Raw genomic sequence first — 24,157 nt, 5'->3', positions numbered from 1 at the left:
CAGCGGGTTCCATGGTGCCCGCGCACGAGGCTCCGGTAGCGTGGACCCGACGGGCGGTTCCGCTGCGGTCCGCCCGGGGATGGGGAGCGACGATGGCGAGACTGAAGTCGGTGACGCGTTCGAACAAACTCGGACCCGAGGAGCGCGCGGCGGCGATCGCGCGGCTGAAGGAGAAGGAGCTCGACATCCTCGTCGTCGGCGGCGGCATCGTCGGCACGGGGGCCGCGCTCGACGCCGTCACGCGTGGGCTGTCGACCGGGCTGCTCGAGGCGAGGGACTGGGCGTCGGGCACCTCGAGCCGGTCGTCGAAGCTCGTGCACGGCGGCATCCGGTACCTCGAACAGCTCGACTTCCGCCTCGTGCGCGAGGCGCTCATCGAACGCGGCCTGCTGCTGCAGCGCATCGCGCCGCACCTCGTGAAGCCCGTCCGGTTCCTGTACCCGTTGCAGAAGCGCGTGTTCGAGCGGGTCTACATCGGCGCGGGCATGCTCCTCTACGACATCTTCAGCTACTCGGGCGGCCGCCCGCCCGGCGTGCCCCACCATCGCCACCTGTCGAAGCGGCAGGTGCTCAGGGCCATCCCGTCGCTCTCGCAGGACGCGCTCGTGGGCGGCCTCACCTACTACGACGCCCAGGTCGACGACGCCCGGTACGTGGCATCCCTCGCCCGGACCGCGTCGTTCTACGGCGCGCACGTCGCCAGCCGCGTGAAGGTCGAGGGGTTCGTCAAGGTCGGCGAGCGCGTGGTGGGCGTGCAGGCGCACGACCTGCAGACCGACGAGCACTTCGAGATCCGCGCGAAGCAGGTGGTCAACGCGACCGGCGTGTGGACCGACGACACGCAGCGCATGGTCGGGGAGCGCGGCACCTTCAAGGTGCGCGCCTCCAAGGGCATCCACCTCGTCGTGCCGCGCGACCGCATCCAGTCGGCCATGGGCATGATCTTCCGCACGGAGAAGAGCGTGCTCTTCGTGATCCCGTGGGGCCGGCACTGGCTGATCGGCACCACCGACACCGACTGGAACCTCGACAAGGCGCACCCGGCGGCGACGGCGGCCGACATCGACTACCTCCTCGAGCACGTCAACGCCGTGATGGCGATCCCGCTCACGCGGGAGGACGTCGAGGGCGTGTTCGCGGGGCTGCGACCCCTCCTCGCCGGTGAGAGCGAGTCGACCTCGAAGCTCTCGCGCGAGCACGTCGTCGCGCACACCGTGCCCGGGCTCGTCGTCGTCGCCGGCGGCAAGTGGACGACGTACCGCGTGATGGCGAAGGACGCCATCGACGCGGCCGCCGACGCGCTCGACGGACGCGTGCCGGCCTCGACGACCCAGGACATCCCGCTGCTCGGCGCCGAGGGCTACCAGGCGGCCTGGAACAAGCGCGGCAAGATCGCGCGCGCGTTCGGGGTGCACAAGGTGCGCATCGAGCACCTGCTGAACCGGTACGGCACGATGACCGACGAGCTGCTCGACCTCATCCGCGAGACGCCCGAGCTCGGCGATCCGCTGCCGGGCGCCGACGACTACCTCGGCGCCGAGGTCGTCTACGCGGCCTCGCACGAGGGGGCCCTGCACCTCGACGACGTGCTCGCGCGCCGCACGCGCATCTCGATCGAGGCGTGGGACCGCGGCGTCTCGGCGGCGCCGGTCGCGGCCAGGCTCATGGCCGGCGTGCTCGGCTGGGACGCCGACCGCGAGGCGCTCGAGGTCGAGCGGTACCTGCAGCGCGTCGCGGCCGAGCGCGCGTCGCAGCAGCAGCCCGACGACGAGTCCGCCGACCGGGTGCGGCTCGAGGCGCCCGACATCGTGAAGGTCGACTGAGGCCGCCGGCGGCCCGACCGGCGGCCTCCCGCCCCGCTCGCAGGGAGCGTGCGGCCCGCGCCGATAGAATCGCGGGCGACATGCTCCGGATGATGCTGCGCCCGCGGTGGGTGCTCGCCCTGCTCGCCGCCCTCGGCGTCGCAGCGGGCTTCGCGATCCTCGCGCAGTGGCAGGTGAACCGCGCCGTCGACGAGGCCACGGTCGTCGAACGCCCGACGGAGGACGTGCGGCCGCTCGCCGGCGTCGCCGAGCCCGACGGGCCGACCGAGCAGGCCGCGACCGGCCAGCGCGTCTCGGTGCGCGGCGAGATCGTGGCGGGCGACACCGTGCTCGTGCAGGGCCGCCTGAACGACGGCGTGCCCGGATGGTGGGTGGTCGCCCACCTCGAGGTGACGGATGCCACGCCCGGCGGCCTGCCCGTCGCGCTCGGCTGGTCCGCCGACGAGCAGGCGGCGCGCGACGCGCTCGCCGAGGTCGACGCCGACGCGCGAGGTGCCGGCGAGGTCGAGATCGTCGGACGGTTCCTGCCGAGCGAGGCGCCCGTCGCGCCTGACCAGGACGGCGACCCGCACGCGATGACGACGGTCGCGGTCGCGCACCTCATCAACCTCTGGGCCGACTACGACGACCGCCCGGTGTACTTCGGCTACGTGACCGCCTCAGACCCCGTCGCCGGCCTCGAGGCGATCTCGTCGCCTGCGCCCGAGCAGCAGGCCCAGCTGAACTGGCTCAACGTGTTCTACGCCGTCGAGTGGGTCGTGTTCGCGGGCTTCGCCGTGTACGTCTGGTACCGGCTCGTCAGGGACGCGGTCCAGCGCGAGCGCGAGGAGGCCGAGCTGGAGGCGGAGCGGGCGTCGACCGGCTCGGGCGCCGGTGCGGGCGGTGGACCGGCACGCGGCTGAGCGGCGTTCCGCCTACGGCGAACTCCGGCTGCGCCATCCGCTCGCGGGGTGAGGATGCCGGTGTGAGCGACGATCGAACCGACGGACGCGAGCCCGACCAGCACCCGGCGGACCGCACGGCCGACCGCGCCGAGGACCCCCTCGACGCGTACTCGCGCGTCGTGACGCGCGTGGCGCGCGACCTGCTGCCGAGCATGGCGAGCCTCGCCGTGCGCTCGGCGCGGGGGCAGGGCACGGGCAGTGCGAGCGTGGTCTCCGTCGACGGCGTGCTCCTGACGAGCGCGCACGTCGTCGCCGGCGCCGAGCGCGCCGAGGCGGCGTTCGGCGACGGCACCGCGGTCTCCGCCGACGTGATCGGCCGCGACCCGCTCTCAGACCTCGCGGTGCTTCGCGCGCACGGCGCCGTGCCCGCGCCGGTGCCGTTCGGCGATGCGCGCGAGCTGCGCGTCGGCCAGCTCGTCGTCGCCCTCGGCACGCCGCTCGGCTTCGCCGGCAGCGTCACGGCGGGAATCGTGTCGAACCTCGGCCGCTCCCTGCCGACCGCCGCCGGACGCGTCGTCGACGAGGTGATCCAGACGGATGCCGCGCTGAACCCGGGAAACAGCGGCGGCGCGCTCGCCGACGGGCAGGGCCGCATGGTCGGCGTCAACACGGCCGTCGCGGGGATCGGCCTGGGGCTCGCCGTGCCGATCAACCCGGCGACGCGGGCGATCATCGACGCGCTCGTCGCGCACGGACGCGTCCGCCGAGCGTGGCTCGGCATCGCGGGCGCGCAGGTGCGGCTCGCGCCGGCGCTCGCCGAGCGCATCGGCTCGCCGACCGGGCTGCAGGTGACCGCGGTCGTCGCCGGAAGCCCCGCGGAGGCCGCGAACCTCCGCCCCGGCGACATCGCCGTCAGCATCGACGGCACCGGGATCGTGACCGCGACCTCGATCCAGCGGCTCATGGTCGAGGACGCGATCGATCGCGAGGTGGAGATGACGGTCTGGCGCGGCGGCGCGCTCGTCGACGTGTTCGTGGTGCCGCGCGAGCTCTCCGGCGCGTGAGGCGCGCGCCCGCGCCATCCGACTCGGGCATCGCCCAGCCGCCCGCCCCGTAGACTGGACGCCATGCCCCTCGAGCCCAAACCGGCCGATTTCCCGCGCATCCGCGGGGCCCTGAAGTTCTACATGATCGCGTCGAACATCACCGGCGTCATGCTCCTGCTGCTGTGCGCCGAGATGCTCCTGAAGTACGTCTGGCACCTCGAGCTCTACGCGTTCGGCCCGAACGGCCTGCTCTCGTTCGAGCCGGTGGTCGAGACGGCCGAGGGACTCGAGTCCACCGGCCAGGGCGTGAACCTCTCGACCGGCATCCTCATCGCGCACGGCTGGTTCTACGTCGTGTACCTCTTCAGCAACTTCCGCCTGTGGAGCCTCATGCGCTGGCCGTTCTGGCGCCTGCTGCTTCTGGCGTCGGGCGGCATCGTGCCGTTCCTGTCGTTCTTCCTCGAGGCCCGCATCGGGCGCGAGGTGCGCGCATACCTGGCGAGCCGTGAAGCGGATGCCTCGGCAGCGCGCCCTGAGTCCGAGTCCGAGTCCGTGGAGGCCGCCCAGTGAGCGAGACCCAGCAGCGCCCCGTGCTCGTCGTCGACTTCGGCGCGCAGTACGCGCAGCTGATTGCACGGCGCGTGCGCGAGGCATCCGTCTACTCGGAGATCGTGCCGCACACGATCACGGCCGAGGAGGTGCGCGCGAAGGACCCGATCGGCATCGTCCTCTCGGGCGGTCCGTCGTCGGTGTACGAGGCGGGCGCGCCGTCGCTCGACCCGGGCATCCTCGAGCTCGGCGTGCCGACGCTCGGCATCTGCTACGGCTTCCAGGTCATGGCGCAGCAGCTCGGCGGCGAGGTCGCGCACACGGGCCACCGCGAGTACGGCTCGACCGCGGCGACCCTGCGCGTCGACGACGGCAACGCGCTGCTCGCCGGGCAGCCCGAGCACCAGACCGTGTGGATGAGCCACGGCGACTCGGTCGCCGTCGCGCCCCTGGGGTTCGAGGTGCTCGCGTCGACCGCGACCACGCCCGTCGCCGCGTTCGCGAACGACGAGCAGGGCTTCTACGGCGTGCAGTGGCATCCCGAGGTCAAGCACTCGCCCTTCGGACAGGACGTCATCGAGAACTTCCTGCACAAGGCGGCGGGGATCCCCGCCGACTGGAACTCGGGCAACGTCATCGCCGAGCAGGTCGCCCGGATCCGCGAGCAGGTCGGCTCGGGCCGCGTCATCGCGGGCCTCTCCGGCGGCGTCGACTCGGCGGTCGCGGCCGCGATCGTGCACGAGGCCGTCGGCGACCAGCTCGTGTGCGTGTTCGTCGACCACGGCCTGCTCCGCAAGGACGAGCGGCGACAGGTGGAGGTCGACTACGTCGCGGCGACCGGCATCCGCCTCGTCACCGTGCACGCGCAGGACACGTTCCTCGACGCGCTCGCCGGGGTCACCGACCCCGAGGAGAAGCGCAAGATCATCGGCCGCGAGTTCATCCGCGCGTTCGAACGCGCCGAGCGTGACCTCGTCGCCGAGGCCGAGGCCGACGGCGAGCCCATCCGCTTCCTCGTGCAGGGCACGCTCTACCCCGACGTCGTCGAGTCGGGCGGTGGCACGGGCACCGCGAACATCAAGAGCCACCACAACGTCGGCGGGCTCCCCGAAGACCTGCAGTTCGAGCTCGTCGAGCCGCTGCGCGCCCTCTTCAAGGACGAGGTGCGCGCCATCGGCCGCGAACTCGGCCTGCCTGAGGAGATCGTCGCCCGGCAGCCGTTCCCCGGCCCCGGCCTGGGCATCCGCATCGTCGGCGAGGTCACGCGCGACCGCCTCGAGGTGCTGCGCGAGGCCGATGCCATCGCGCGCGAGGAGCTCACCGCCGCGGGCCTCGACCAGGAGATCTGGCAGTGCCCGGTCGTGCTGCTCGCCGACGTGCGCTCGGTCGGCGTGCAGGGCGACGGCCGCACCTACGGGCACCCGATCGTGCTGCGCCCCGTCTCGTCGGAAGACGCGATGACCGCCGACTGGACCCGCCTGCCCTACGACGTGCTCGCGAAGATCTCGAACCGCATCACCAACGAGGTGCGCGAGGTCAACCGCGTCGTGCTCGACGTCACGTCGAAGCCGCCGGGCACCATCGAGTGGGAGTGAGCTCGCCCGCCGGCGCCATCCGCTGACCGGCCGTTCCGGTGGCGCTCGGCGGCTGGCAGTATGGCCGCATGGGCGTCGTCGAGAACTCCAAGCTGTCGGTCGTCGGAGCGGGAAGCGTGGGCACGAGCCTCGCGTACGCCGCGCTCATCCGCGAGTCGGCGTCGGAGGTGGCGCTGTACGACATCGCCCAGGAGAAGGTCGACGCCGAGGTGCTCGACCTCGCGCACGGCACCCAGTTCACGCGATCGCGGGTGAGCGGCGGGGCCGACCTCGATGTCGTCGCGGGTTCGCACGTCGTGGTCGTCACCGCCGGCGCGAAGCAGCAGCCCGGGCAGAGCCGGATGGAGCTCGCGGGCACGAACGTCGGCATCCTCGAGCGGCTGCTGCCGGGCCTGATCGAACGCGCGCCCGACGCGATCTACGTGCTCGTCACCAACCCCGTCGACGTGCTCACGCTCGCCGCGCAGCGCATCAGCGGCCTGCCGCCCGAGCGCGTGTTCGGGTCGGGCACGGTGCTCGACACGTCGCGCCTGCGCTGGCTGCTCGCCCGCCGGGCTGGGGTCACGACCGCGAGCGTGCACGCCGACATCGTGGGCGAGCACGGCGACACCGAGTTCCCGCTCTGGTCGAACGCGCGCATCGGGCCGGTGCCGATCCTCGACTGGCGCGGCGGCGAGCCGTTCACGCGCGACGAGCTCGACGGCATCGCGTACGAGGTGCGGAACGCGGCCTACACGGTCATCCGCGGCAAGGGCGCCACGAACTACGCCATCGGACTCACCGGAGCGCGCATCGTGGAGGCCGTGCTGCGCGACGAGCGCGCGGTGCTGCCGGTCAGCACGGTGCTCGCCGGGGTGCGCGGCATCGACGGCGTCGCCCTCTCGCTGCCGAGCGTCGTCGGCGGGGACGGTGCCGCGGTGGTCGCGGAGACGCCCATGTCGGACGACGAACAGGGGCTGCTCGCGGCATCCGCCGACGCCATCAGGACCGCCGGGGCGACGCTCGGCATCTGAGGCGCGCCGCGCGCCGGCTGTCTCAGGTCGGCAGGGTCGCGACGCCGGCGGATGCCGCGGCGGCGGCCAGGGCGCTGTCGCGCGTCGCCAACGGGAGCCCCTCCCGCTCGGCGACGAGGAGGTACGCCGCGTCGTACGTGCTCAACCCGTGACGGCGCGCGGTGGCGAGCTGCACGGCCGGATCGAGGTCGCGAACGACGTGGATCGGGAGTGACCGGAGCAGGGTCGCCCGGCGTGCGACGTCGGCCTCGGTGATGCGGCCCCGACGCTCGGCCACCGCGAGCACGTTGCCGACCTCGTACTCCCAGATCACCGGCACGATCGCGCCGCCCTCGCCCAGGCGGTGGAGCAGCGCGTCGGACTCGGCGCTCGCCTCGTCGTCGAAGCACCAGCTCAGCGTGACCGAGGCGTCGAGGACGAAGGCGCTCGTCACTCGCGGCCGGTCTCGATCAGTTCACGCACGGAGTCGCCGAGTCGCGTGCCCCGCCTGGCCTCGAGGAGCGCCGCGATCGTGTCGCCCGCGGGAGTGCGGGGCGCGTCGGCGGGGACGAGTCGCGCGATGGGCGTGCCGTGTCGCGTGATCGTGATCTGCTCGCCCGCCGCCACACGTTCGAGCAGCGCGGGGAGGTGGGTCTTCGCTTCATATGCGCCGACGGTGGACATGTGTTCAGACTAGTCGCAGACCAGTCTGAAGCGAAGGATCTCGGTTCACTGCCGAGAAATCCGCGAGCGTGTCGATCGGGCGTCTTCCCGTTCGACGCCATGAATGAGAGGGTCGAAACGCGACCCGAACACGCGAGGAGCGAACCACCATGGCGAAGTACATGCTGATCATGCGGGCCACCGACGAAGCCGTCGAGGCGTACGAGCAGATCCCGTTCGAGCAGGTCATCGAGGCGATGGGCCGCTACAACGAGGAGATGATGAAGGCCGGCGTGCTGCTGGCCGGCGAGGGGCTCACCGACGCGAGCGAGGGCTTCGTCGTCGACTTCTCGGCCGAGCCGCCGCTCGTCACCGACGGCCCCTACGGCGAGACCAAGGAGCTGTTCAACGGCTTCTGGATCCTCGAGGTCGCCTCGAAGGAGGAGGCCGCGGAGTGGGCCAAGCGCTGCCCGCTCGGACCCGGCTCGAAGCTCGAGGTGCGCCGCGTCTCCGAGATCGAGGACTTCCCGCAGGACAACGAGTGGATCCAGAAGGAGGTCGGCTGGCGCGAGGAGCAGGCGCAGCGGGCCGCCAGGGCGTGAGCCGCGACATCCGCCCGACCGCCGACGAGAGGAGCACGGCCCGCCCGTGACCGCCGACGAGACCGATGAGACGGATGCCGCGACGGCGCGCCCGGCGGACCCCGAGTCCGCCCGGCGGGCCGTCGCGGCCGTGTGGCGCATCGAGTCCGCACGCATCGTCGCGACGCTCACGCGCATGGTCGGCGACTTCGCGCTCGCCGAGGACCTCGCGCAGGACGCGCTCGCCGAGGCGCTCGCGCAGTGGCCGGCCTCGGGCATCCCGTCGAACCCGGGTGCGTGGCTCACCGCGGTCGCCAAGCGACGGGCGATCGACGGATGGCGCCGCCGCGAGCGCTACGACGAGCGGCTCGCCGCGATCGCGCACGACCTCGAGCGCGAGCAGGCCGACGCGACGGATGCCACCGGCGGGCTGCCGTACGACCCCGACGCGATCGACGACGACGTGCTCCGGCTCGTGTTCGTGTCGTGCCATCCGGTGCTCTCGCGCGAGGCGCGCGTCGCACTCACGCTCCGCGTCGTCGGGGGCCTCACGACCGAGGAGATCGCGCGCGCGTTCCTGACCCCGGTGTCGACGGTGCAGCAGCGCATCGTGCGCGCGAAGAAGACGCTCGGCGAGGCCGGCGTGCCCTTCGAGGTGCCGCCGCGGTCGGAGTTCCCGGAGCGGCTCGGCACCGTGCTCGGGGTGCTGTACCTGATCTTCAACGAGGGCCACTCGGCGTCCGCCGGCGAGGACCTCATGCGGCCCGAGCTCAGTCGCGAGGCGCTGCGACTCGGTCGCGTGCTCGCCGGGCTCGTGCCGCGCGAGCCCGAAGTGCACGGGCTCGTCGCGCTCATGGAGCTCACCGCGGCACGGTTCCCCGCGCGGCTGGACGCCGCCGGCAACCCGGTGCTCCTCGCCGACCAGGACCGGCGGCGGTGGGACCGCTCGGCGATCACGCGCGGGCGTGCGGCGCTCGCGCGCGCCGACGCGATCGGCCGCGGCCGCGGCGCCTACGCCCTGCAGGCGGCGATCGCCGAGCAGCACGATGTCGCGGCATCCGTCGACGACACCGACTGGGCGACGATCGTCGCGCTCTACGAGGCGCTGGGGCAGGTGGCGCCGTCGCCGGTCGTCGAGCTCAACCGCGCCGTCGCCGTCGCGATGGCGGATAGGCCCGAGGCGGGGCTGGCCATCGTCGACGGGCTGGCCGCCGACGGGCGGCTCGCGCGGTATCACCCGTTGCAGGCCGTGCGCGCCGAGCTGCTCGAACGGCTCGGGCGGGCGGATGACGCGCGCGAGGCGTTCGCGGAGGCCGCGCGGCTGACCGCGAACGAGCGCGAGCGCGCGGTGCTGCTGGCGCGGGCCGCACGACCCGACGCGCGCTGACGCGTCGAAGTGCCGTTCCTGCGCTGGAGTGCTCGATGCACGGGCGCTCCAGCGCAGAAACGGCACTCGAGCGGGGCGGCGCGCCCGGCGACGCGGAACAGGCCGCCCCCCGAGGGGGACGGCCTGTTCGATTCGTCGAGCGCTGCGAGGCTAGTCGCGGGCGATCGCCAGGATGCGCAGGATCTCGAGGTACAGCCAGATGACGGTGACCATGATCCCGAAGGCGCCGGTCCAGCCGTACTTCTTGGGGGCGCGGTTCTCGACGCCCTTCTGGATGAAGTCGAAGTCGAGCACCAGCGAGTACGCGGCCATGATGACGACGAAGATTCCGATGATGACGCCCCACGGGATCCCGAAGAACGGGCTCGGCTCCTCGCGGACGTTGATCACCCCGAAGATCTGCAGGCCCCAGCTCACGAGCGAGAACACGAGGTAGCCGACCATCGCGACCAGGAAGATCTTCGTGGCGCGAGCCGACGCGCGGATCTTGCCCGACGCGAAGAGCGCGAGCGTCACTCCGACGACCACGAGCGTCGCGATGACCGCCTGCGCGACGATTCCGCCGCCGAAGGCGTACTCGTACCAGGCCGAGATGCCGCCGACGAAGACGCCCTGCGCGCCCGCGTAGCCGAGGATCAGCGCGGGCGACGGCTCCTTCTTGAAGATGTTGACGAGCGCCAGAACGAAGCCGACGATGCCGGCGCCGATCCAGAGGAACGGCATGGACTGGAACGTCAGCCATCCGATCGCGGCGCCGACGAGCAGCACGCCGAACGCGGCCGCGGACTTGGCGATCGAGTCCTCGATCGTCATGACGTCGCGGTCGGGGAGCGTGGCGGGCTGGTTGTACATGTCCTGCAACTGCTGGGCGGACATGTCCTGTGCGACAGCCACCGCCCCCTGGTTGGAGAACGCCTCGTTACGTGAGAAGGCGGGGTTGTTGAGAGCCATTGCTGTGGTTCCTCTGCTTTCGGCTTTCCGTCGGGTGGAGGGGAATCGTGCGCCCGGGTTCGGGCGCGTCATCCCAACCTACCGGGTTCATCCGAGTCAACGCCGTGAATTCCCGCGACATTCCGCGGGCGCCCGCGCACGCGTGGCTACGCTGGGGGGATGCTGCCAGGCCGCGCCGAGCGCCCGCTCGTCATCGGGCACCGCGGCGCGCCGGGGTACCGGCCCGAGCACACCGAGGCGTCGTACCGGCTCGCGTTCGCGCTCGGCGCCGACGCGGTCGAGCCCGATCTCGTCGCGACCCGCGACGGCGTGCTCGTGCTCCGTCACGAGAACGAGATCTCGGGCACGACGGATGTCGCCTCCCGCGCCGAGTTCGCGTCGAGGCGCACCACGCGCGAGGTCGACGGGACGGCGCTGACGGGCTGGTTCACCGAGGACTTCACGTGGGCCGAGCTGTCGACGCTGCGCGCGACCGAGCGGCTCGGCGGCGTGCGGCAGCACGGTGCGACGTTCGACGGACGCTACCCGGTGATCCGGTTCCGCGACCTGCTCCGGCTGCTCGATATCGCGTCCGACGAGTCGGGTCGCGACATCGGCCTCGTCGCGGAGTTCAAGCACGCGACGTACTTCGAGGGCCTCGGCCTGCCGCTCGACGAGCTGTTCGCAGCCGAGCTCGCGGCGGGTGGATGGGGCCGCGGCGACGACCGGCTCATCTCGGAGTCGTTCGAGCCGACGTTGCTCGAGCGCCTGCGCGACCGAGGTATCGGGGGCGACAAGGTGCTGCTCATCGAGGACCGCGGCGCGCCGGCCGACCTGGTCGCCGCCGCAGGAGGCACCGACGGGCGGGCGCGCACCTACGACTCGTTCGTCACCGAGCAGGGCCTGCTCGGGCTCGCCGGCGTGGTCGACGGCGTGAGCGTGGGCAAGAGCCGCCTGGTCGGCGGCCCGCGTTCCTCGACGGATGTCGCGGCCGCCGCCCGTCGGGTCGCGCCGGGCGCGCCGCTGCGCGGATCCGAGCTCGTCGACGCCGCGCACGCCGCAGGGCTCGCGGTCTTCACATGGACGCTGCGCCCCGAGAACCGCTTCCTCGCGCAGCCCTACCGGCGCGGCGCCGCGCGCAGCGCGTGGGGCGACTGGCTCGGCGAGTTCACCCGCATCATCGGCACCGGCGTCGACGGCGTGTTCCTCGACCACCCCGACCTCGGCATCGAGGCCCGTCGCGTATTCGCGGCGTCGTGATGGGCCCGATGGCCCCGATGGGCGCGGTGGCCTCGTTCGCGCGGTCGCGCTGGGGCGTGCGCCTGCAGACGCGCGGCGGCCTCGAGCGGGCGCGGCGGCGCGCCATCCGTCGACTGCTTCGCCAGCGGATGCCGCGGGCCCCACGCTACGCGAACGGGTACGCGGCGCTCGCCGACGTGCCGGTCGTCGACAAGGCGACCGTGCTCGCCGACTTCGCGGCGTTCAACGTGCACGGCATCGCGCTCGAAACGGCGCTCGCGGCCGCCCGCGCCGCCGAGCGCACGCGCGACTTCACGGGCCTCCTGCCCGGCGGCATCACCGTGGGACTCTCGAGCGGCACGTCGGGGCGGCCCGGCGTGTTCCTCGTCGACGAGGGCGAGCGCCTGGCGTGGGCCGGCACGGTGCTCGGAAGGCTGCTCGATCGGCGCAGCCTCGCCCAGCTCGCGACGCCGTGGCGCCCGCCGGTGCGGATCGCGTTCTGCCTGCGCGCGAACAGCACGCTGTACGAGTCGGTCGGCAGCCGTCGCCTGGCGTTCCGGTTCGTCGACCTCGTGGCGTCGTTCGCCGAGGTGCGGGCCGAGGTCGCCGCCGCCCGACCCGACGTGCTCGTGGCGCCGTCGAGCGTGCTCGCCGAGCTGGCACGGGCGGCCGGTCGCGGTGAGCTCGCGATCGCGCCGCGACTCGTCATCGCCGTGGCGGAGGTGCTCGACCCCGCCGACGCCGACCTCGTCGAGCGCACGTGGGGCATGCGCCCACGCCGCGTCTACCAGGCGACGGAGGGCCTGCTCGCGCTCGACTGCGCGCACGGGCGACTGCACCTGAACGAGCGGGGCGTCGTGTTCGAACCTCAATGGCTCGACATCGAGCACCGCAGGTTCACGCCGATCGTCACCGACCTCGAGCGGCGCACGCAGCTCGTCGTGCGGTACCGCCTCGATGACGTGCTGCGACTGCCGGCGGATGGCGCGCCGTGCGCGTGCGGCGACCCGTCGCAGTGGATCGAGGCGGTCGAGGGTCGCGCCGACGAGGTCGTCGAAGCGGTCGGCCTCGACGGCGGTGCCGTGCGGATCTTCCCCGACACGATCCGCCGGGCGATGGCGCTCGCGGATGTCGCGGACTGGGCCATCCGCTGGTCGCCGGATCGGCTCAGCGTCGCGGTGCGGCGCACGGGCGCCCCGCAGGCAGACGCGGCGGGCGAGACCGCGGTGCGCCGGAGCCTCGGCGACCTGTTCGACGCCGTGGGCGCGCGCCATCCGGAACTGCGCTTTGAGGCGTGGGCCCCGCCGGCACCGGGCGACAAGCTCGTGCGGATCCGGCGGGCCGAAGCCGTGCCGGCCGGGCCGGCCGGGCCGGCCGTGGAGGCCGCGCCCGTGCCCGCGGGGGAGGCGTCGCATGGCTGAGCAGACGCGCGTGCTCGTCACCGGCGCGACCGGGTTCGTCGGCGGCGCGCTGCTGCGTGCGCTGCGCGAGCGCGACGACGTCGACGTGCGCGGCATCGGTCGCCGCCGCGTCGAGGCACCGGAAGTCGCGAGCCTCGACCTGTCGCGCCCGGTCGAGCTGCCGTTCGGCCCTGCGTTTCGGCCCGACGTCATCGTGCACGCCGCCGCCCGGACGAGCCAGTGGGGCACGCGGGCGCAGTTCCGCGCGCAGAACGTGGATGCCACGGCGAACGTGCTCGACCTCGCGCGCCGGTCGGGCACCGCGCGCGTCGTGTACGTGTCGTCCAGTTCCGTCTTCTACCGGCCCGCCGACCAGTTCGGCGTCAGCGAGGCGAGCCCGATCGGGCCGGACTTCCTCAACGAGTACGCGAGGACCAAGCACGAGGGCGAGGAGCTCGTGCGGCGGCATCCGGGCGACTGGGTGATCGCGCGCCCCCGAGCGGTCTTCGGGCCTGGCGACACGACGCTGCTGCCGCGCATCGTGGAGGCCGCCGCGCGCGGCCGCCTGCCGTTCCTCGGCGACGCCGATCGGCCGGCCGTGGGCGACCTGGTCTACATCGACACGCTCGTCGACCAGCTCGTCGCGGCGGCGCTCGCGCCCGGGCTCGCGGGCACCGAGGTGAACCTCGCGAACGGCGAGCCCGTGCCGCTCATGCCGACGATCGCTCGGATCCTGCGCGGCCTCGGACTGCCCGAACCGCGACGCACGATCAGCCGGCGCGTCGCGCTCGGCCTCGCCGCCACCGCCGAGGCGACGTGGCGACTCTGGCGGCTGCCGGGCGAGCCGCCGTTGACCCGCTACGCCGTGTGTCTGCTCGCCTCGTCGAAGACGTTCGATGTGTCGCTCGCGCGCCGCCTCTTCGGGGCGCCGGCGATCGGCATGGACGAGGCGATCGAGCGGACGATCGCGGCGGCCCGGCGCACGGGAACCGCGCAGGATGCGCCTGCGGAGCGCGCCCGATGAGGGCGGCGGACCGCGTCGCGATCGGCGCCGGGATCGCCTACATCGCCGTGCTCGGCGCGAAGGCCGCGCTCGCCGGGGTCGCGGTCCTGCGCCGCCGCGCCCGGCTGCGCGACGCGACCGGTGCGCCGATCGCGCCCGATGAGCTCACGATCGTGCAGCCGATCCTCTCGGGCGACCCGCAGCTCGAGGATGCACTCGCCGCGACGCTCGAGGCGTGCCCGCGCTCGCGCGTGCTGTGGCTCGTCGACGAGGGCGATGCCGAGGGCCGCCGCGCGGCCGACGCGGCGCGGGCGCGCCATCCGCTCGCCCTCGTCGAACTCGTGACCTGCCCGCCATGCCCGCCCGGCGCCGGCCCGAAGGCCTACAAGCTCGCGCTCGCGGAGCCGCGCATCGGCACCGAGGCGTTCGCCGTCGTCGACGACGACACGCGCGTCACGGTGGCCGGGGTCGCGGCGCTGCTCGACGGCCTCCGCATCGCCGACGTGAGCACGGGCCTGCCCAGCTACGAGCCGGGGCCGGGCGGATGGTCGAGGCTGGTCGCGCAGTTCGTGAACGACCAGGCGATCCTGACGTACCTGCCCACCTCGGCGTTCGGCCCGGCCCGGGCGGTGAACGGCATGACGTGGGCCATGCGCCGCGCCACGCTGCGCCGGCTGGGCGGATTCGCGTCGATGCAGCACCTGCTCGCCGACGACCTCGCGATCGCGACCCGCGTGCGCGCCGCGGGCGGCCGCATCGACCAGACCGAGGTGGCCCAGTTCGTCTCGACGACGGTGCCCGACGCCCGCCGCTACCGCGAGCTCATGCACCGGTGGATGGTCTTCGCGGGGCTGGCAGTGCGGGCCGAGCCGAGCGGATGGCGCGCCGCCCTCGTCGCCGCGTACGCCCTTCCGTCGGCACTGCTCGTCGTCGTCCTCGGGCTCGCCGTCGCCCGGCCGACGGCGCCGCGCGTCGCCGCGGCGCTCGCCGTGCTCGGCGCGCGGTCGGGCGTCATCGCGGCGGCCCAGCGGGCGCTGACCGGGCGCGTGCGCCACGATCCCCTGCGGTCGCTCGCCGCCGAGCTCGCACTGCCCCTGCAGTTCGTGGGTGCGCTCGTCGACCCGCGCATCGTGTGGCGTTCGAGCCGGTACCTCGTGCACGCGAACGACCGGTTCGAGGATGTGGGTCGGTGAACCTGCTCGTCTGCTTCCTCACGGGCCGCAGCGACCCGTCGAACACGGCGCTCTCGCCCGATCAGCGCGCGTTCCTCGACGCGCTGCCGCTCGTGGCCGGCGAGCGGCTCGACGTGAACTTCCCGTACGCGCCCGCGAGCGGGCCGTGGCGCCGCACGCCGCTGCCGGTCGCGAGCATGCGGAACGCGCGCGACTACCTCGGATCGCGGCGGCCCGCCTTCGCGCGAGCCCATGCGGCGGCCGTGCGCGACGTGCTCGAGCGAGCCGACCGCACGCTCGTGCTCGCCGGCAGCTGCGGGCTCGAGGTGCTCGCGAACCTGCGCCTCGACGCGGCGCCGCTCGCCGGCGTGCACGTGCTCGCGTACGGGCCGGTCGCGCGGTCCCTGCCGGCGGCGAGCCTCGAGACGGTCGTCGGCCGACGCGACGCGCTCGCGCGGAGCCGCGCCCCGGTGCCGCCCGACCACGTCATCGACGCGGGCCACCTCGACTACCTCGCCTCGGCGGAGTTCGGCGCGATCGCGGCGCGGGCCGTCGGGCGGCTGCGGGAATCGGCGACGCGCCCTGCCGGCGGCGGTTCCGCCGGCTCCGCCGCCGCCCCGGAGACGGTCCGATGAGCGGGCACGTCGCGCTCGTCGCGCCCCCGTTCGCCGGGCACCTGCACCCCGTGCTCGGCATCGGCGTGGAGCTCGCGGGCCGTGGCATCCCGGTGCGGGTCGTGAGCACCGCGGCGGCTCGGCCCCGCGTCGAGGCGGCGGGCCTCGCCGCCGAGGTCCTCGAGTCCGCCGACGACGCGACCGTGACCGCGATCGCCGACCCCGTCGAGCGCATCGGCCGCGACCCCGTGCGGCTGCACCGCCAGTTCCGGGCGACGCTCGGCGTGCTCGGCACCATCCGCGACGAGCTTGACGCCCGGTTCGCCGCCGACGCGCCCGCCATCGCGGTCGCCGACTTCACGCTGCCGGTCGCCGGTGTCGCGGCGGTGCGTCACGGGGCCCGCTGGTTCACCGCGATGCCGTCGCCGGCTGCGATCGGGTCGACGGATGGCACGCCCGCCTACTGCGGCGGACTGCTGCCGCCGCAGAGCCCGGCCGGGCGTGCACGCGACGCCCTCGCACGTGCGAGCGTGCGCACATTCAAGCGGAGCGTGTTCGCCCTGAACGCGCGGCCGCTGCGGGAGCTCGGCTTCACGGGCGCGTTCCGCGCCGACGGCACCGAGCAGGCGTACTCGCCCGACACGATCCTCGCGCTCGGCCTCGCCGAGCTCGAGCTGCCGCGCTCGTGGCCGCAGGCAGTGCGGTTCGTCGGTCCGGTGCGGTACTCGCCGCCGGGACGACCGGGGGCGTGGGGCGTCGACCCGGCGGCCCCGAGCGAGCCTGTCGGCGACGGCCCGCGCGTGCTCGTCGCCTTCGGCACGCACCTCGCGCCCGAGAAGTCGCGGCTCGTCGACGTGCTCGGCTGGGTGGCCGAGCTGCTCCCCGGCGTCGGCGTCGACCTCTCGATGGGCGGCACGGGTCTGACGCCGTCCGCCGCGGCTGCGCCATCCGGCCAGGTGCGCGTGCTCGACTACGTCGACTACGACCGCCTCGACCGGTACGACGCGATCGTGCACCACGGCGGGACCGGCATCGCGCAGGCAGCGCTCGCCGCGGGGCTCCCGTCGGTCGTGATCCCGATCGACTACGACCAACCGGATGTCGCGGCGCGCCTCGTGCACCACGACCTCGCCGAACGGCTCGACGCACGCGCACTGCGCGCCGGGGCGGCGGGCGCCGACCGGCTCGCCGCCGCCGTGGGGCGCGCGCTCGCGCCATCCGTCGGCCGCCGAGCCGCACTCGACCGCTTCCGCGCCGCCTGCGCGCGCAGCGACGGCGCGATCGGCGCCGCCGACCTCATCGAACAGGCCCTGACGACCTCCCGGCCCACCGGCGGCCGGGCGAGTGGAGCACGCACATGACGCTCACGACCGAGGCGCCGCGCACGACGGCGAGCCCGCGCTGGATCACCGCCGCCCGCATCGCGGGTCTCGGCGTGTTCCTGCCCGACGAGTGGCGCAGCACCGCAGAGACCGAGGCGCGCCTCGCCGCCGAGAACCCGGGGCTGCGGCTGCCGTCGGGGCTGATCGGGCGGCTGACGGGCGTGCGCGGCGTGCACGTGCGCCCCGACGGCTGGCAGACCTCCGACCTCGCGGTGGCGGCCGCACGCCGCGCCCTCGACGCCGCGCCCGGCCCGGTCGACCTGCTCGTGTTCGCCTCGGCCAGCCAGGACCTCATCGAGCCCGCGACCGCGCACATCGTGGCCGCGAAGCTCGGCGTCACGGCGCCGGTGATGGACGTGAAGAACGCGTGCAACAGCCTGCTCGCCGGCATGCAGGTCGCGGAGGCGCTCATCGCGACCGGGCAGGCGCGCCGCGCGCTCGTCGTGAGCGGCGAGCAGCCCTCGCACGCGGTGCGGTGGCGGCTCGAGTCAGGCGCGCAGTTCCTGCGCTCGTTCCCCGGCTACACGATGAGCGACGGCGGCGCGGCGGTGCTGCTCGAGGCGAGCGAGGCGCCGGGCGTCGGGATCATCGGCAGCCGGTTCGCGGCGCACTCCGAGTACTGGTCGGTCGGCACGCTGCCCACCGGCGGCTCGGTCAACCCGCACGCGGTCGGCGGCAGCTACTTCGACATGGACGGGCGCGCGCTCGAGCGCGCCTTCCAGCGCGTGGGGCTCGGCATCTTCCACGACACGCTCGCGGCGGTCGGAGTGCGCCGCGACGAGCTCGACTTCGTCGCGGTGCACCAGGTGGCGCTGCCCATGCACCGGCGCATCGTCGAGCTGCTCGGCATCGACCCCGGCGTGACCGAGGAGACGATCTCGTCGCACGGCAACCTCGCGAGCGTCTCGCTGCCCGTGCAGTTGCACCGCGCGGTCTCGCAGGGGCGCGTGCGGCCGGGCAGCCTGGTGGCGCTGGTCGGGCTCGCGGGCGGGATCAGCCTCGGCGTCACGGTGCTGCGATGGTGATCGCGGGGTCCCGGGCGGGAGCGGTCGCATCGTCGCCGGCCTCGGCGGCCGCGGCCGCCGCTGCGCGCTGGGAGGAGCGCGTCATGCGGGCGGCGCACCCGGTCGCGTATCCGCTGCTGTGCGCCATCCGTCGCCCGGTCGTTCGCGTGCCGGGCCTCGGCGTGGTGGTGACGGATGCCGCGCTGCTGCGGTCCGTGCTCATGGATCCGTCGTCGTTCGCGAAGCAGGGTCCCGGCTCGCCGAGCGACCTGTGGACGCCCATCCTCGGTCCGCGCGTGCTGCTGAACATGGAGGGCCCCGAGCATGCCGAGCTGCGGCGCCGGCTCGCGCCGCTGTTCACGCCTGCGGCGGTCGGGTCGCTCGTCGAGCGCACGCTCGCCACGCCGTACGCCGAACTCGGGGCCGCGCTCGCTGCGGGCGAGACGGTCGAGTTGGTCGGCGCGGCGCGGCGGCACGCGAGTGCGGTCATCTCCACGCTCGTGGGGCTGCCGCCGGATGTCGTCGACGACGAGCTGTTCCGGCGCATCGCGACCGTGACCGGCGCGGTGCGGCTCTCGCGGCCCCGGATGTCGCCGGCGCAGGTGCGGCACGCCCGGTCGGTGATGGCGGAGCTCACCGTGCATGCCGCGGCGGCCTGGCGCGCCGGCGACCCCGCGACCGTGCCGGGGCGCATGCGCGAGCTCGGCCTCGACGAGGAGGAGTCGCTCGGCGCCGTCGGCGCGTTCGTGCTTACCGGCACCGAGACGCTCGTCGCCTACCTGCCGCGACTCGTCTGCCTGCTCTCCGACTCCGGATGGCTCGCCCGCCTCGCCGCCGACCCGTCGCTCGTCGACGCGGCGATCGCCGAGGGGCTGCGCGTCACGACGCCGTCGCCGGTCATGCTGCGGAGCACCCTGCGCTCGGCCGTGATCGGCGATGTCGCCGTGCGGCCCGGGGACCGCGTCATCCTCGCGACGTTCCTCGCGAACCGCATCGCGCCCGGCTTCGACCCCGTCGGCAACCCAGCGGCGAGCCTGCGGCAGCTCTGGTTCGGGGCGGGTGCGCACTTCTGCCTCGGCGCGCCGCTCGCGATGGCACAGGTGCGCGGGCTCGTCGGCGCGGTGCTCGACGCGGCGGCCGCGCGCCCGCTCACCGTGCGCTCGCGCCGCGTCGCGCGCGGCGTCCTGATCCCCGGCTACCGCGAGGTGCACCTCGGCCCGGCGCCGCGCGCCTGACCCGTCCCCCGCACGCTCTCGACTCACGCGAATCGGCTCGCGCGCGGGCCGATTCGCGTGAGTCGGTTTGGCCGCGGCCCGCTGCGGCCCGCGGCAACGCCGAGAACTCCCTCGACTCACGCGATTCGGTCCATGCGCGGGCACTTTCGCGTGAGTCGGGTTCACGGCGTCTCGCTCTTCGCCGTGCAAGACGTGTCGCGTGTCACTCGACTCACGCGAATCGGCCATCGGACGGGCATCTTCACGTGAGTCGGTGGTTGTCGTGGGCGGAGGAGCGTCGTTCTGGGCAACGCGGCCAGCCTGAATCAGCGGGCCGGCGGGGTCCAGCCGCGGGCCCGCAGGGCGGACTCGAGCCAATCACGCCAGGCGGCCTCGGGCGTCTCGGCGTGGATCCTGATGACGTGCCATCCGGCCTTGGCCAGGTCGTTCAGCCGATCGATGTCGCGGCGCCACTGCCGCGCGACGGTGCGATGCTGGTCGCCCTCGTACTCGAGCACGACCCGGTACTCGCGGAAGACGAGATCGCCGTGAGTGCTGCGACCGGGGCCGAGCAGGATCTCGCCATTGCACTCGGGATCGGGGAAGCCGATCGGTGCGGCGAGCACCGCGACGCGCAGTTTCGTCTCCCGTGGAGACGCCGATCCCGGTCGCAGGTGCACCGTGGCATCGATGATCGAACGGATGCCGCGGCTCTTCGAGAACCGCCATACCGCCCGATCGAGCTCCTCGGTCGTCGCGAGCGGCTCGGGCCAGGCGAGCAGCCGATCGCCGGCTTCGGTGAGTTCCGCGACCGTCGGCCTCGTGCCATCCGGGGCCTTCGCTGCCGACAGCTCGCACCATGCGTCGGCCGGACTGCTGACGAGGAAACCCAGGTGGAAGCGGAGCTCGCGCTTCGCGCTGATGCGGTGGCCGACCACGCCGGCGCGATGCGGTTCGCGCCGGCGGGTGCTCACGTGAAGTCGTTCGTCGCGCTGGAACCTCCGAGGGAGCGGAAGCCCCCAGAGTTGTGCCGCCGTCGCGTGGCTGAACCACTGGCCCTCGAGCATGAGTGGCTCGTAGGCGCGGCACCTCGAGATCAGGTCGGTGACGGCGTCGGGTGATCGAGCGCCGTGGAACGGAGCGGCGAGTTGCGACGACCGGAGCCGCTTCGCGTCGACGTCGAGTGCGATCGCCTCGGACACGCGGAACGGACCGAGCCGGAGCTCGTCGGGGAGGGGCCGGGAGCGTGCCATCCGTCGAGCGTGCCATCGCCCGCCGTGCGGCGCGCCGCGTTCTCCACAGGCGGGGCGCCGCTCATCGACTCACGCGAAACGGCCCCCGGAAGGGCCGTTTCGCGTGAGTCGTGGGGTGGCGCGCGCCGGATGTCGGTGCGCGCGCTCGGCGCCGACGACCGACTCACGCGAATCTGCCCTCGGAAGGGCAGATTCGCGTGAGTCGGGAACGAAGCTGAGGTGCGGGGGCGGTGTCGGATGGCGCGCCTAGACTTGAGAGGACATGACGCTGATCCTCGACCCCGACGACCCCACCGGCTGGCGCGAGGCGCCCGTCGCGGCCTCCGACGAGCGCGAAGGCGAGCGAGGTGGCGCCGGCCACGCGGCATCCGATCGCCTGACCGCCGGGCTGAACCCGCAGCAGCGCGAGGCGGTCGAGTACCGCGGCCCCGCGCTGCTCATCGTCGCGGGTGCGGGGTCGGGCAAGACCCGGGTGCTCACGCACCGCATCGCGAGCCTCATCGACGGCCGCGAGGCGTGGCCGAGCCAGATCCTCGCGATCACGTTCACCAACAAGGCCGCCGCCGAGATGCGCGAGCGCGTCGAGGCGCTGCTCGGCGAGGCGGCCGGCGGCATGTGGATCTCGACGTTCCACTCGGCGTGCGTGCGCATCCTCCGCCGCGAGGCGCAGGCCATCGGGCTGTCGAGCACCTTCACGATCTACGACTCGGCCGACCAGCGCACCATCCTCAAGCGCATCATCAAGGAGCTCGACGCCGACACGCTCGGCTTCACGCCCGCGAGCGCGCAGGCCAAGATCTCCAAGCTCAAGAACGAGCTCAGCGACGTCGAGACCTACGCGCGGAACGTCAACACGAACGATCCGAACGACGTGATGTTCCTCGAGATCTTCCGCCAGTACACCCGGCGGCTGCGCGACGCGAGCGCGCTCGACTTCGACGACCTCATCAGCGAGACGGTGTACCTGTTCCGCGCGTTCCCGAAGGTCGCGGCGCTGTACCAGCGGCGGTTCCGGCACATCCTGGTCGACGAGTACCAAGACACGAACCACGCGCAGTACGCCCTCATCCGCGAGTTCACGCGCCCGGTCGAGCCCGACGTCGTGGCCGAGCTCGACGAGCACGGCGTGCTCGTGCGGGGCATGACGGATGCCACGGGCGCGATCCCCGGCGCGAGCCTCACCGTCGTCGGCGACTCCGACCAGTCGATCTACGCGTTCCGCGGGGCCGACATCCGCAACATCGTCGAGTTCGAGCGCGACTTCCCCGGAGCGAAGGTGGTGCTGCTCGAGCAGAACTACCGGTCGACGCAGAACATCCTGAGCGCCGCCAACGCGGTCATCTCGAACAACTTCGACCGGAAAGAGAAGAAGCTCTGGACGGCCGACGGCGACGGCGACAAGATCACGGGCTACACGGGGTACTCGGCGCACGACGAGGCGCAGTTCGTCGCCGATGAGATCGAGGCGCTGCACCGGGCAGGCGTCCCGTACCGCGACATCGCGGTGTTCTACCGCACCAACGCGCAGACCCGTGCACTGGAAGAGATCTTCGTGCGCTCCGCGCTGCCGTACCGCGTCGTCGGCGGCACGAAGTTCTACGAGCGCGCCGAGATCAAGGATGCGATGGCGTACCTCATCGCCGTCGCGAACCCGCTCGACGAGCTCGCAATCCGCCGCATCCTGAACACCCCGAAGCGCGGCATCGGCCCGGCCACCGAGACGGCCATCTCGAGCTTCGGCGAGCAGAACGACCTGTCGTTCCGGCAGGCGATGCGATCGGCGGATGGCCTCGGGCTCGGGCCGAAGGTCACGCGGGCGATCCTCGACCTCGCGAACCTGCTCGACGAGGCCGCCGCGATGCTCGTGCCCTCCCAGAAGGGCATCGACGAGGGCACCAACGCGGGCGCCGCGAAGGTGTCCGACGTGCTCGCGTTCCTGATCGCCCGCTCGGGCCTCGTCGAGACGCTGCGCAACAGCCGCGACCCGCAGGACGAGACGCGTGCCGAGAACGTCGAGGAGCTCCTCGCGCAGACCAAGGACTTCGACCGCGAGAACCCGGGCGCCACGCTCGTCGACTTCCTCACCCAGGTCTCGCTCGTCGCCGCGGCCGACGAGCTCGACGACGCATCCGGCACGGTCTCGCTCATGACGCTGCACACCGCGAAGGGCCTCGAGTACCACGCGGTGTTCCTCACCGGCATCGAGGAAGGGCTGCTGCCGCACCAGATGTCGGCGTCCGAGCCCGGCGGTCCCGCCGAAGAGCGGCGCCTGTTCTACGTCGGCATCACGCGCGCGCGCAAGCGCCTCTACCTCTCGCTCGCGATGAGCCGCGCCCAGTTCGGCGAGGTGTCCGTCGCGATGCCGAGCCGCTACCTGCAGGAGATCCCCGACGAGCTCGTCGACTGGAAGCAGTCGCCGGGCATGGCGAACAGCCGCGGCGGCAGCCAGCCGCGCGCGCTCAACGCCCGCCGCGGCTACGGCGGCGGCGCGGGCGGCGGAGGCGGCGGTGCCTGGGGCACGCGCGACCGCGACCTCGAGCGCTTCAGCGTCACGAAGTCGACGGCACCGAAGACCGAGTGGGCCAACCGCGTCACCGGCACTGTGCGCGACAACGGCGATCTCACCCTCGAGGCGGGCGACCGCATCCGGCACGTCGACTTCGGCGAGGGCACCGTGCGCCAGGTCACGGGTGAGGGCACCAAGCGCATCGCGCACGTCGCGTTCGATTCCGCCGGGCAGAAGAAGCTGCTCATCAAGATCGCGCCGATCGAGAAGCTGTGACCTGGCCCGTCCGCGCGCAGCGCGTCGTGTACGAGAACCCGTGGATCCGCGTCACGGAGGACCAGGTCGTCCGGCCCGACGGCGGCGACGGCATCTACGGTGTCGTCGAACTCCGCAACGACGCCGTGTTCGTCGTCGCGCTGACCGACGACGACGAGGTCGTGCTCGTGACGCTCGACCGGCACACGGTCGGCCGATCGGTCGAGGTGCCCGCGGGCGGCAGCGACGGCGACGAGCCGCTCGTCGCCGCGCAGCGCGAGCTGCTCGAGGAGACCGGCCTCGAGGCCGCGGAATGGCGCGAGATCGGCCGGATGAGCGCCCTGAACGGCGTCTGCCGCGCGCACGAGGTCGTCTTCCTCGCGACCGGCCTGCGCGAATCGACGCCCGGGGCGCGTGCCGACCACCACCAGGCCGAGGAGGGCATCCACGCCGTCCGCACGGTCCCGTGGGCCGAGGCGATGCGGATGGTGCGGCAGGGTGAGATCCGCGACGGCGAGACGGTGGCGGCGCTCATGTACGCGGCGCTCGCACTCGGCCGCGTCGGCTGACCCCGGGCCGGGTGCGCACGGCTGGGCCCGAGCCGGTCCGCCGCGCCCGGGCTCCTCGACGGAAGCCGGCGTTCCCAGCCCGCGCACAGCCACCCC

The 24,157-nt window shown here is 73.4% G+C and carries 22 protein-coding genes; 18 read left to right on the top strand and 4 right to left on the bottom strand.

Annotation, left to right across the window (positions count from 1 at the left end; all coding sequences use genetic code 11):
- Positions 1 to 92: 92 nt before the first annotated feature.
- The 6 genes from AC3RKB_RS00970 to AC3RKB_RS00945 all read left to right on the top strand — a co-directional run bounded on the left by AC3RKB_RS00970 (position 93) and on the right by AC3RKB_RS00945 (position 6,910).
- Entirely contained in the window at positions 93 to 1,823 is a 1,731-nt protein-coding gene (locus tag AC3RKB_RS00970) for a glycerol-3-phosphate dehydrogenase/oxidase (protein WP_491434117.1), read from the top strand.
- A gap of 80 nt (positions 1,824 to 1,903) precedes the next feature.
- A complete protein-coding gene (locus tag AC3RKB_RS00965; RefSeq protein WP_491434116.1) occupies positions 1,904 to 2,725 on the top strand; it encodes an SURF1 family protein in 822 nt (273 codons plus the stop codon).
- Between the two features lie 62 nt (positions 2,726 to 2,787).
- The gene (locus AC3RKB_RS00960) at positions 2,788 to 3,771 is read left to right on the top strand and encodes a S1C family serine protease (RefSeq protein ID WP_491434115.1); all 984 of its coding nucleotides are present in this window, start codon (positions 2,788 to 2,790) and stop codon (positions 3,769 to 3,771) included.
- A gap of 63 nt (positions 3,772 to 3,834) precedes the next feature.
- Positions 3,835 to 4,323 carry a DUF3817 domain-containing protein gene (locus AC3RKB_RS00955; protein ID WP_491434114.1) on the top strand — a complete coding sequence of 163 codons (489 nt, stop codon included), beginning with the start codon at positions 3,835 to 3,837 and terminating at the stop codon, positions 4,321 to 4,323.
- On the top strand, positions 4,320 to 5,897 hold the full coding sequence (gene guaA / locus AC3RKB_RS00950) for a glutamine-hydrolyzing GMP synthase (RefSeq protein WP_491434113.1): 1,578 nt from the start codon (positions 4,320 to 4,322) through the stop codon (positions 5,895 to 5,897). The genes AC3RKB_RS00955 and guaA overlap by 4 nt, the downstream gene beginning before the upstream one ends.
- Before the next feature lie 68 nt (positions 5,898 to 5,965).
- Complete coding sequence (locus AC3RKB_RS00945) at positions 5,966 to 6,910, top strand: L-lactate dehydrogenase (protein WP_491434112.1); 945 nt, start codon at positions 5,966 to 5,968, stop codon at positions 6,908 to 6,910.
- A gap of 22 nt (positions 6,911 to 6,932) precedes the next feature.
- On the opposite strand, the gene AC3RKB_RS00940 is transcribed toward AC3RKB_RS00945, so the two are convergent.
- On the bottom strand, positions 6,933 to 7,343 hold the full coding sequence (locus AC3RKB_RS00940; protein WP_491434111.1) for a type II toxin-antitoxin system VapC family toxin: 411 nt from the start codon (positions 7,341 to 7,343) through the stop codon (positions 6,933 to 6,935).
- Entirely contained in the window at positions 7,340 to 7,573 is a 234-nt protein-coding gene (locus tag AC3RKB_RS00935) for a type II toxin-antitoxin system Phd/YefM family antitoxin (protein WP_491434110.1), read from the bottom strand. Before AC3RKB_RS00935 ends, AC3RKB_RS00940 begins: the two co-directional genes overlap by 4 nt.
- A 149-nt stretch (positions 7,574 to 7,722) precedes the next feature.
- Here AC3RKB_RS00935 and AC3RKB_RS00930 point away from each other — a divergent pair, with 149 nt between their 5' ends.
- Positions 7,723 to 8,154, top strand: a complete 432-nt coding sequence (locus AC3RKB_RS00930; protein ID WP_491434109.1) for a YciI family protein — start codon at positions 7,723 to 7,725, stop codon at positions 8,152 to 8,154.
- A 46-nt stretch (positions 8,155 to 8,200) separates the two neighbouring features.
- Entirely contained in the window at positions 8,201 to 9,520 is a 1,320-nt protein-coding gene (locus AC3RKB_RS00925) for an RNA polymerase sigma factor (protein ID WP_491434108.1), read from the top strand.
- Positions 9,521 to 9,670: 150 nt separating this feature from the next.
- Here the strand turns inward: AC3RKB_RS00925 and AC3RKB_RS00920 are convergent, their stop codons facing one another.
- Positions 9,671 to 10,471: a Bax inhibitor-1/YccA family protein gene (locus AC3RKB_RS00920; RefSeq protein ID WP_491434107.1), complete on the bottom strand. Its 801-nt coding sequence runs from the start codon at positions 10,469 to 10,471 to the stop codon at positions 9,671 to 9,673.
- A 159-nt stretch (positions 10,472 to 10,630) separates the two neighbouring features.
- On the opposite strand from AC3RKB_RS00920, the gene AC3RKB_RS00915 reads away from it, so the two are divergent.
- Genes AC3RKB_RS00915 through AC3RKB_RS00880 form a run of 8 tightly spaced genes read left to right on the top strand, consistent with a single transcriptional unit; the run spans position 10,631 to position 19,499 of the window.
- Positions 10,631 to 11,710, top strand: a complete 1,080-nt coding sequence (locus AC3RKB_RS00915) for a glycerophosphodiester phosphodiesterase family protein (RefSeq protein ID WP_491434106.1) — start codon at positions 10,631 to 10,633, stop codon at positions 11,708 to 11,710.
- Positions 11,711 to 11,718: 8 nt separating this feature from the next.
- A complete protein-coding gene (locus tag AC3RKB_RS00910; RefSeq protein WP_491434105.1) occupies positions 11,719 to 13,110 on the top strand; it encodes a F390 synthetase-related protein in 1,392 nt (463 codons plus the stop codon).
- Entirely contained in the window at positions 13,103 to 14,113 is a 1,011-nt protein-coding gene (locus AC3RKB_RS00905; RefSeq protein ID WP_491434104.1) for an NAD-dependent epimerase/dehydratase family protein, read from the top strand. The genes AC3RKB_RS00910 and AC3RKB_RS00905 overlap by 8 nt, the downstream gene beginning before the upstream one ends.
- Positions 14,110 to 15,285: a glycosyltransferase gene (locus AC3RKB_RS00900; protein ID WP_491434103.1), complete on the top strand. Its 1,176-nt coding sequence runs from the start codon at positions 14,110 to 14,112 to the stop codon at positions 15,283 to 15,285. The genes AC3RKB_RS00905 and AC3RKB_RS00900 overlap by 4 nt, the downstream gene beginning before the upstream one ends.
- The gene (locus AC3RKB_RS00895) at positions 15,282 to 15,899 is read left to right on the top strand and encodes a hypothetical protein (RefSeq protein ID WP_491434102.1); all 618 of its coding nucleotides are present in this window, start codon (positions 15,282 to 15,284) and stop codon (positions 15,897 to 15,899) included. Before AC3RKB_RS00900 ends, AC3RKB_RS00895 begins: the two co-directional genes overlap by 4 nt.
- Complete coding sequence (locus tag AC3RKB_RS00890; RefSeq protein WP_491434101.1) at positions 15,896 to 17,239, top strand: nucleotide disphospho-sugar-binding domain-containing protein; 1,344 nt, start codon at positions 15,896 to 15,898, stop codon at positions 17,237 to 17,239. Before AC3RKB_RS00895 ends, AC3RKB_RS00890 begins: the two co-directional genes overlap by 4 nt.
- A complete protein-coding gene (locus AC3RKB_RS00885; protein WP_491434100.1) occupies positions 17,236 to 18,285 on the top strand; it encodes a 3-oxoacyl-ACP synthase III family protein in 1,050 nt (349 codons plus the stop codon). Before AC3RKB_RS00890 ends, AC3RKB_RS00885 begins: the two co-directional genes overlap by 4 nt.
- Complete coding sequence (locus AC3RKB_RS00880; RefSeq protein ID WP_491434099.1) at positions 18,279 to 19,499, top strand: cytochrome P450; 1,221 nt, start codon at positions 18,279 to 18,281, stop codon at positions 19,497 to 19,499. Before AC3RKB_RS00885 ends, AC3RKB_RS00880 begins: the two co-directional genes overlap by 7 nt.
- A 305-nt stretch (positions 19,500 to 19,804) precedes the next feature.
- Here AC3RKB_RS00880 and AC3RKB_RS00875 read toward each other — a convergent pair whose 3' ends face one another.
- Positions 19,805 to 20,731 carry a hypothetical protein gene (locus AC3RKB_RS00875; RefSeq protein ID WP_491434098.1) on the bottom strand — a complete coding sequence of 309 codons (927 nt, stop codon included), beginning with the start codon at positions 20,729 to 20,731 and terminating at the stop codon, positions 19,805 to 19,807.
- A gap of 262 nt (positions 20,732 to 20,993) precedes the next feature.
- Here AC3RKB_RS00875 and AC3RKB_RS00870 point away from each other — a divergent pair, with 262 nt between their 5' ends.
- Positions 20,994 to 23,513, top strand: a complete 2,520-nt coding sequence (locus tag AC3RKB_RS00870) for an ATP-dependent helicase (RefSeq protein ID WP_491434097.1) — start codon at positions 20,994 to 20,996, stop codon at positions 23,511 to 23,513.
- Positions 23,510 to 24,061: an NUDIX domain-containing protein gene (locus AC3RKB_RS00865; protein WP_491434096.1), complete on the top strand. Its 552-nt coding sequence runs from the start codon at positions 23,510 to 23,512 to the stop codon at positions 24,059 to 24,061. The genes AC3RKB_RS00870 and AC3RKB_RS00865 overlap by 4 nt, the downstream gene beginning before the upstream one ends.
- Positions 24,062 to 24,157: the final 96 nt, after the last annotated feature.

It is taken from the genome of Agromyces capsici, assembly GCF_058349965.1.
Note: the sequence above shows the minus strand (reverse complement) of the source record. Positions and strands in the feature narration are given on the sequence as shown.